At 63.4% G+C, this 6,000-nt stretch carries 7 protein-coding genes; 1 reads left to right on the top strand and 6 read right to left on the bottom strand.

All coding sequences use genetic code 11. The features are described from left to right. Positions 1–215: 215 nt before the first annotated feature. Together CK227_RS19140 and CK227_RS19135 are read right to left on the bottom strand one after the other, a co-directional pair. Positions 216–734 (bottom strand): dihydrofolate reductase, encoded by a 519-nt coding sequence (locus tag CK227_RS19140; protein WP_095774005.1) that lies wholly within the window; start codon positions 732–734, stop codon positions 216–218. After that, the gene (locus tag CK227_RS19135) at positions 734–1,750 is read right to left on the bottom strand and encodes a DUF4424 domain-containing protein (RefSeq protein WP_095774004.1); all 1,017 of its coding nucleotides are present in this window, start codon (positions 1,748–1,750) and stop codon (positions 734–736) included. The genes CK227_RS19140 and CK227_RS19135 overlap by 1 nt, the downstream gene beginning before the upstream one ends. A 148-nt stretch (positions 1,751–1,898) precedes the next feature. On the opposite strand from CK227_RS19135, the gene cobF reads away from it, so the two are divergent. Next, a complete protein-coding gene (gene cobF, locus CK227_RS19130; RefSeq protein ID WP_095774003.1) occupies positions 1,899–2,663 on the top strand; it encodes a precorrin-6A synthase (deacetylating) in 765 nt (254 codons plus the stop codon). 129 nt (positions 2,664–2,792) lie between these two features. Here the strand turns inward: cobF and CK227_RS19125 are convergent, their stop codons facing one another. From CK227_RS19125 to modA, 4 genes are all read right to left on the bottom strand, one after another. Next, positions 2,793–3,134 carry a winged helix-turn-helix domain-containing protein gene (locus tag CK227_RS19125; RefSeq protein ID WP_095774002.1) on the bottom strand — a complete coding sequence of 114 codons (342 nt, stop codon included), beginning with the start codon at positions 3,132–3,134 and terminating at the stop codon, positions 2,793–2,795. 91 nt (positions 3,135–3,225) lie between these two features. Beyond that, positions 3,226–4,338, bottom strand: a complete 1,113-nt coding sequence (modC, locus tag CK227_RS19120; protein ID WP_095774001.1) for a molybdenum ABC transporter ATP-binding protein — start codon at positions 4,336–4,338, stop codon at positions 3,226–3,228. Then, positions 4,335–5,039: a molybdate ABC transporter permease subunit gene (modB, locus tag CK227_RS19115; RefSeq protein ID WP_095774000.1), complete on the bottom strand. Its 705-nt coding sequence runs from the start codon at positions 5,037–5,039 to the stop codon at positions 4,335–4,337. Before modB ends, modC begins: the two co-directional genes overlap by 4 nt. Before the next feature lie 20 nt (positions 5,040–5,059). Next, positions 5,060–5,854 (bottom strand): molybdate ABC transporter substrate-binding protein, encoded by a 795-nt coding sequence (modA, locus tag CK227_RS19110; protein ID WP_095773999.1) that lies wholly within the window; start codon positions 5,852–5,854, stop codon positions 5,060–5,062. Positions 5,855–6,000: the final 146 nt, after the last annotated feature.

Raw genomic sequence — 6,000 nt, 5'->3', positions numbered from 1 at the left:
GCCCCACGGGCCGCCGCCTCCGCCACTCTTGTCGTTCCAGGGCATGAACGTCCTTTCGCTTGGAATTCCCTCAAGCGCCGGAGTTACGGCGCAAATCCAGTGTTGTTCTTCTATAGGGACGCCACAGCACGCTTTCAACGCGATGCGCCGCCGACATCATCCGTTTTGGGCCGGTAGCGACCCTTTGTCGTCCTTCAATGCACTTTTTTTATCTATCAAAGTATCGGGCGGCGGCGCTCATAAACCGAATAGCGTGTTGCGTGGCTGTCCTTTTCCCCGGCCGGAACCCCTTGCGAACTGACCACGCGCCATGTCTCGGCGTCGATCGGCGGGAAATGCGCGTCGCCGTCGACGGCGGCCAGCACATGGGTGACGTGCAGCCTGTCGGCCAGCGGCAGCGCCTGGGCATAGATCTGACCGCCGCCGATCACGCAGGCCTCGTCGATGCCGGCCATGCAGCGCGCGCGCACCGTTGCCAGCTGAATCGCGGCCTCCAGCGTATGCGCCACCTCGACGCCCTCGGCGCGCCAGCTCTTGTCACGGGTGACGACGATGTTGAGCCGGCCCGGCAGCGGACGGCCTATGCCTTCATAGGTTTTGCGGCCCATGATGATGGGCTTGCCCATCGTGTCGGCCTTGAAGCGCTTGAGATCGGTGGAGAGCCGCCATGGCAGTCCGCCATCCCGCCCGATCACGCCGTTCTCGGCAATGGCGACGTAGATTGCCACATGCATCAGTTCGCGTCCCCGCCATTGCTGTCCGACGGTTCGAGCAGCAGGATATCGATGTCGTGCTCTGGGTAAAAATCGTTCGCGGTCATCTCGAAACTCGTCGGCCCGACCTTTTTGACATTGTCGCCGCAGAACGAGACCAAGTCTTTCGGATTGCCCTTGTCGACGGTCAGCTTGAACTTACCGATGGTGCCCGCCGCCCAGTTGCCGCCGGTGGTCAGTATATAGGCGATGCGGCTTTCATAATATTTGGGATAGCCTTCCGGATTGTCCTTCGCCGCCTTGCGCACCGCGTTCTCGAACGTGTCGTCCATGCAGTAGCGGGTCTTGTATGTCGCATATTGCCCCTGGAACTGGCCGTCATAGAAGAAGCTGACCGACGACGTGCCGCCGACGCTCGGCTTGTAGCGATGGGAAACGTGAACGTCCTTGTTGGCCGGGAAGGTCGAGCGCCACCAGTAGGTCGAGCGCAATTGCCAGAACGGCGCATAGGAGGATTTCATGCCGCTGCCGTCATCGGCGGTGTCCTCGATGATGATGCCGCGGTTGACCCAGTTCTCGGCCACCGCTTGCGGCAGCTTCGCCAATGCCGCCTTGGCCGCATCGCCGAACGGGTTGAACGGCACATTCTGCGCCTTGAGATCGGCACCGATGTCGATGCCGAGCGCGAACACCTTCTGCTCGAGTTGAGGCTTTGCCGCGACACCATCAATCGTCACCTCGAAGCCGAGGAAATTGTCGCTTTGGTTTTCGGGGATGGCCGGCATTTCTTCGGGGTCACCCGAAATATCGGGCATCGGGAAGGCGACGATCGCGTCGACATCCTTGTCGGTGTTGTTGTGAAAGACGTAGTCGACCGTGACCTTGTCGGGCGAGATGAAGAGATCCTCGCTTTGCATCGCGACCGCATCGCTGCGCGACAGGATCAAGCCGCCTGTGCCAAGCTCGGCAACCGAATCGTTGGCCAATGCGGGTGCCGCCGAAAGCGCCAGCGCCGCAGTCAGAACATATCGCAACATCGAAGCCCCCTCGGCAAGAATGCCCCGACGACCCTAGCCGTTTCAATGCGGCGTTTCAAAGCCCTTCCACTTGCGTGACTACGCCACACCGGCCTGGACATGCCAGCGGTCTGGACTAACAGCTTCCGATCGGGCAGGAGTTCGGCCCATGCGCAAGCTTCTCGTCATCGGCATCGGCGCCGGCAACCCCGACCACATGACGGTTCAGGCCATATCGGGCTTGAACCGTGCCGATGTGCTGTTCATCCCCGACAAGGGCGCCAAGAAGAACGACCTTGCCGAATTGCGGCGCGAGATCTGCGACCGCTTCGTCAGCAACCCGAAATCGCGCCGCGTCGAATTCGGCGTGCCGGTCCGCGCCGAACCGACGTCTTCCTACCGCTCGACCGTCGACGACTGGCACGAAGCCATCGCTGCCATCTACGAAGCCCTGATCCGCGACGAGATCGCCAAGGATGGCTGCGGCGCCTTCCTGATCTGGGGCGATCCCTCGCTTTACGACAGCGCGTTGCGCATCCTCGAACGCGTGCGCCTCAGGAACAATGTCGCCTTCGAACTGGAGGTCATCCCCGGCATCACCGCCATCCAGGCGCTTGCCGCCAGCCACAAAATGGCACTGAACCGCATCGGCGATTCGTTCCTGGTCACCACCGGCCGCAGGCTGACCGAAGAAGGTCTGGCCAGCAATGCCGGCAGCACAGTCGTCATGCTGGACGGCAAATGCGCCTTCAACACAGTCGCCGACCCGGATGTCATCATCCATTGGGGCGCCTATCTCGGCACGCCGGACGAGATCATCGTCTCCGGTCGCCTCGGCGATGTCGGCGCCGAGATCGAAAAGGTCCGCGAGCAAGCCCGCCGGCAAAAGGGCTGGATCATGGACACCTATCTGCTGCGCAAGCCGGAAGAATAGGCAGTAGGCAGTGAAATTCTAACTTAGACGCGCGTTAAGGCAGATTTGGAAACGAAAATCTCCGACGGCGAAGAGTTGGGCCGCAATCCCTACTGCCCTACTGCCCTACTGCCCTACCGCCCCCGCCTCTCAGCCCGCATCGATCTCCGCCTGCAGCGCATCCATATGCGTCCTCGCTGCCGCAGTGGCCGCACGTTCGATGGCGCGGAAACGGCTGACCACCGCCAGGCCAATGGCCGTCAGCTGCGCGCCGCCGCCCTTGCGGCCTCCGGTCTGCGCGGCGACCAGCGGCTTGCCGAACACCCGGTTCATGTCCTCCACCAGATCCCAGGCGTGCTTGTAGGACATCTCCATGCCGCGCGCGGCGGCCGAGATCGAGCCGAAGGTGGCGATCTGCTCCAGAAGCTCGATCTTGCCCGGACCGATCCGCCCGTCGGGATCGAGATTTATCCGCAAGCTCAGCGATGGCATCTTTGCTCCTCCGCGGTCGCCAGGACTCCTGCCGAAGCCACTTCAGCGATACCGTTATTCCAAAACAATATAGCGGCGAACGCCGCTTCTGTCAGCCATCGACCTCGAGCGGCAGGCCGGCGCCGGTGTTGGCCCGGTCGAAACTCACTGTCTTGACCACGGCGAAAACCTTGCCGCCGAGCCGCAATTCCAGCGCCTGCCGCGACTGTTCGGTGATGCGGGCGAGCACCGTTGCGCCATTGCAATCGATGTCGACCTCGACCGCCGGCCCTTCGCCCGGGCGGATCGCAACGATCGTGCCGGGCAGGATGTTGAGCGCACTGAGGCCTGTCGGCTTCTCCGCGGCGATCATAACATCACGGGCCCGGATGCGGACACGCACGGGAGCCCCGGCTTTCATCGCCAGACGCGGCACGCGGATCTCTCCGGCGGCCGAGACGAGCACGGTCATGCCGAAAATCTCGTCGTGGCGCAGCACCTTGGTGTCCAGCACCGCACCGCCCTCGCCGCGCTCTTCCGCCGGCAGCAGGTCGAGCCTTTGCATCACCGCATCGGTCGGACCGCTGGCAACAACCTTGCCTTGCGCCAGCATCACCACGTCGCTGGCCAGCCGCGCCACCTCGGCGACCGAATGGCTGACATAGACGATCGGGATCTTCGTCTCATCGCGCAGCCGTTCGATATAGGGCAGGATCTCGGCCTTGCGCGCCTCGTCGAGCGAGGCCAGCGGCTCGTCCATGAGCAACAGCCTGGGGCTGGCGAGCAGCGCCCGGCCGATCGCCACGCGCTGCTTCTCGCCGCCCGAGAGCTTCACCGGGCGCCTGTTGAGCAGCGGGCCGATGCCGAGCAGGTCGACGACGGCATCCATGTCGGCGTAGCGCTCCTTGGCCGGCGTGAACCAGCGGCCGTAACGCAGATTGCCGGCCACGCTCATATGTGGAAACAGGCGCGCGTCCTGGAACACCATGCCGATACGGCGCCTGTGCTTCGGCACGAAAATGCCGGCATCGGTGTCGACCAGTGCACGACCCTCCACCTCGATGCGGCCCTTGTCGGGCCGGATCAGCCCGGCGATCATGTTGATGAGCGTGGTCTTGCCGGAGCCTGACGGCCCGAACAGCGCGGTGAGCCGCCCGGCGCTCTCGAAGCGTGCCTCGATGGCGAAATCGCCGAGCCGGTGGCCGATGTCGACGCGGACGCTCATTCGATGTCCATTTGCCGCCCGACCCGCAGCGCCAGCACTTCCGAGGCGACCAAAGCCGCCATCGAGATGACGACCGAGATCAATGTCAGCCGCAATGCCCCCTCATCGCCGCCCGGCACCTGCGTGAAAGTGTAGATCGCCGAGGGCAGCGTCTGCGTTTCGTTGGGGATGTTGGAGACGAAGGTGATGGTCGCGCCGAACTCGCCCATCGCCTTGGCGAAGGCCAGGATGGCGCCCGCGATCAGCCCGGGCAGGATCAGCGGCAGCGTGATGGTGGCGAACACCCACAAAGGATTGGCGCCAAGCGTTCCCGCGGCCGCCTCCATCTTGCGGTCCACCGCTTCGATCGACAGCCGGATTGCCCGCACCATCAGCGGAAAGCCCATGACACCGCAGGCCAGCGCCGCACCCGTCCAGCGAAACGAGAAGACGATGCCGAAATGCTCGGCCAGGAAGGCGCCGACCGGGCCGCGCTTGCCAAACGTCAAAAGCAGGAGATAGCCGGTCACGACAGGCGGCAGGATCAGCGGCAGATGAACCACGCCGTTGAGCAGAGTCTTGCCCCAGAATTGTCCGCGGGCAAGCAGCAGCGCGATGGCTATGCCCGGCGGCAGGCTGGCGAGCATCGCCACGGTCGCCACCTTGATGGACAGCCGGACCGCATTCCATTCGTCGGGAGTGAGGTCCAGCAGCCAGTTCATATTGCGCTATCAGGCCCTGTTCAGTTGCTCGGCGTGAGCACGGTAAAACCTTGTTCCTTGAAGAGCGCGCCGGCCTTGGCGGATTTCAGGCATTTCAGGAAAGCCGTCGTATCCTTGTCCTTCGAATCGGCGGTCTGGGCAACCGGGTAGATGATCGGCGGATGCGAATCCTCCGGGAAGGTGCCGATCACCTTGACGCCCTTTTCGGCATGCGCGTCGGTGGCATAGACGATGCCGAGAGCGGCCTCGCCTGTCGAAACCAGCTTGAGCGCGGCGCGCACGTTCTCGGCCTGCGCCACCTTGCCCTCGACCGAGGACCAGACGCCGAGCGATTCCAGTGCCGCCTTGCCGTACTTGCCGGCCGGCACCGCCTTGATGTCGCCCATGGCGAGCCTGCCGTCGCCGACCAGCTTAGCGAGGTCGAAACCCTTCTCGATCTTGGCCTCGACCTTCGAATCCTTCGGCGCCACCAGCACGATCTCGTTGCCGAGCAGCTTCACCTCGGTGTCTGGCTTGGTCAGCTTCTTGTCGGAAAGATATTTCATCCAGTCGAGATCGGCCGAGATGAAGACGTCGGCCGGCGCCCCGCCCTCGATCTGCTTGGCCAGTGCCGAGCTTGCCGCATAGGAGACAGTCGCGGCCTCACCGACATCGGCCTCGCAGGCCTTGTTCACCGCATCGAGCGCGTCCTTGAGGCTGGCTGCGGCAAACACCACGACCTTGTCTTGCGCATGTGCTGCCGGCACCGCAGCCATCAACGTCGCCGCAAGACCGCCGATGGCGATCGCCCTCAACCCGAAACCTTTGCGCGTCATCGAAAACTCTCCCTGGTTTGAAATCCGTGCGGCGCGAGGCCTGTCGATCGATATATCCGCATGAATATAACAAGGGAAGGCCCGACGGCTTGCGAAAACGCCATGCCCCGTCGATTGTTCTGGTAAGACGAGCGGCAAACCCTGAT

The organism is Mesorhizobium sp. WSM4308, assembly GCF_002294905.1.
GTDB lineage: Bacteria > Pseudomonadota > Alphaproteobacteria > Rhizobiales > Rhizobiaceae > Mesorhizobium.
The sequence above is the reverse complement of the archived record's forward strand: the minus strand, read 5'-3'. Positions and strand labels throughout refer to the sequence as shown.

Coding starts and splice junctions, on each gene's coding strand:
- modB (WP_095774000.1), bottom strand. CDS start 5,039: ATGAACTGGCTGCTGGACCTCACTCCCGACGAATGGAATGCGGTCCGG.
- CK227_RS19135 (WP_095774004.1), bottom strand. CDS start 1,750: ATGTTGCGATATGTTCTGACTGCGGCGCTGGCGCTTTCGGCGGCACCC.
- modC (WP_095774001.1), bottom strand. CDS start 4,338: ATGAGCGTCCGCGTCGACATCGGCCACCGGCTCGGCGATTTCGCCATC.
- modA (WP_095773999.1), bottom strand. CDS start 5,854: ATGACGCGCAAAGGTTTCGGGTTGAGGGCGATCGCCATCGGCGGTCTT.
- CK227_RS19125 (WP_095774002.1), bottom strand. CDS start 3,134: ATGCCATCGCTGAGCTTGCGGATAAATCTCGATCCCGACGGGCGGATC.
- CK227_RS19140 (WP_095774005.1), bottom strand. CDS start 734: ATGCATGTGGCAATCTACGTCGCCATTGCCGAGAACGGCGTGATCGGG.
- cobF (WP_095774003.1), top strand. CDS start 1,899: ATGCGCAAGCTTCTCGTCATCGGCATCGGCGCCGGCAACCCCGACCAC.